Raw genomic sequence first — 1,785 nt, 5'->3', positions numbered from 1 at the left:
GGGGGTGTCCGCTGGGCGGACATCCTTCCTCGCCTGTTATCCTGATAGCCCGTGGACAGTGAGACGACTGATCCGCCTCGCAACGACCACGGGAGCGCCTTCTTGCCTTCGGCAGCCACTGGTAGATCACGGCCTACCAAGCATCTCTTCGTCACCGGCGGTGTCGCGTCCAGCCTCGGCAAGGGACTGACGGCGTCCAGCCTCGGGAGGCTCCTGGCCCTCCGCGGGCTGCGGGTCACCATGCAGAAGCTGGACCCCTACCTCAACGTCGACCCCGGGACGATGAACCCCTTCCAGCACGGCGAGGTCTTCGTCACCGACGACGGCGCCGAGACAGATCTGGACATCGGGCACTACGAGCGGTTCCTCGACACGGAGCTGCACGGGTCGGCGAACGTCACCACCGGGCAGGTCTACTCCAACGTGATCGCCAAGGAGCGGCGCGGGGAGTACCTCGGCGACACCGTCCAGGTCATTCCGCACATCACGAACGAGATCAAGGACCGCATCGTCGGGATGGCCGCCGACGGCGAGGTCGACATCGTCATCACCGAGGTGGGCGGCACGGTCGGCGACATCGAGTCGCTGCCTTTCCTGGAGGCGGTCCGCCAGATCCGGCACGAGATCGGCCGGGAGAACTGCCTGTTCCTGCACGTGTCGCTGTTGCCCTACATCGGCCCGTCCGGAGAGCTGAAGACCAAGCCGACCCAGCATTCGGTCGCCGCGCTGCGCTCCATCGGCATCCAGCCCGACGCGATCGTGTGCCGGTCCGACCGGCCGATCACCGACGGGCTCAAGCACAAGATCAGCCTGATGTGCGACGTGGACCGCGAGGCCGTGGTGTCGGCCGTGGACGCGGCGTCCATCTACGACATCCCGAAGGTGCTGCACTCCGAGGGCCTGGACGCCTACGTGGTGCGGCGGCTGGGCCTTCCGTTCCGCGACGTGGACTGGGGCGCGTGGGACGAGCTGCTGCGGCGCGTCCACAAGCCCGCCCGCGAGGTCACGATCGCGCTGGTCGGCAAGTACATCGACCTGCCCGACGCCTACCTGTCGGTCACCGAGGCGCTGCGGCACGGCGGGTTCGGCAACGACGCCAAGGTCCACATCCGCTGGGTCAAGAGCGACGACTGCGAGACCGCCGAGGGCGCCAAGCGGGAACTGGACGGCGTCGACGGCGTGCTCGTCCCCGGCGGGTTCGGGGTCCGCGGCATCGAGGGCAAGCTCGGCGCCGTCCGGCACGCCCGCGAGAACCGCGTCCCGCTGCTCGGCATCTGCCTCGGGCTCCAGTGCATGGTCATCGAGGCCGCGCGGACGCTGGGCGGGCTCCCCGGCGCGGGCAGCGCCGAGTTCGACGCGACCACCGCCGACCCCGTCGTCGCCACGATGACCGACCAGCTCGACGTCGTCGCCGGGGAGCGCGACATGGGCGGCACGATGCGGCTCGGCCTCTACCCGGCCGACCTCGCCGAGGGCTCGATCGTCCGGGAGCTGTACGGGGAGGCCAAGGTCTCCGAGCGGCACCGGCACCGCTACGAGGTCGGCAACGACTACCGGGACCGGCTGGAGCAGGCCGGGCTGCGGTTCTCCGGGCTGTCGCCCGACGGCCGCCTGGTCGAGTACGTGGAGCTGCCGCGCGACCGGCACCCGTTCTTCGTCGGCACCCAGGCGCACCCGGAGTTCCGGTCCCGCCCGACGCGCCCGCACCCGCTGTTCACCGGCCTGGTCGCCGCCGCCCTCGACTACGCCGACGCCCGCACGGGCGGGGCCCGCACGGGTGAGGGC

Annotated in this window: 1 protein-coding gene; it reads left to right on the top strand. The window is 70.6% G+C overall.

Translation table 11 applies throughout. The features are described 5' to 3' along the window. Nucleotides 1–102: 102 nt before the first annotated feature. Nucleotides 103–1,785 (top strand): CTP synthase (locus tag E1281_RS39470; protein WP_131884783.1); only part of this gene is annotated, 1,683 nt, incomplete at its 3' end.

Source organism: Actinomadura sp. KC345 (genome assembly GCF_004348515.1).
Classification (GTDB): Bacteria; Actinomycetota; Actinomycetes; order Streptosporangiales; family Streptosporangiaceae; genus Spirillospora.
The sequence above is the reverse complement of the archived record's forward strand: the minus strand, read 5'-3'. Positions and strand labels throughout refer to the sequence as shown.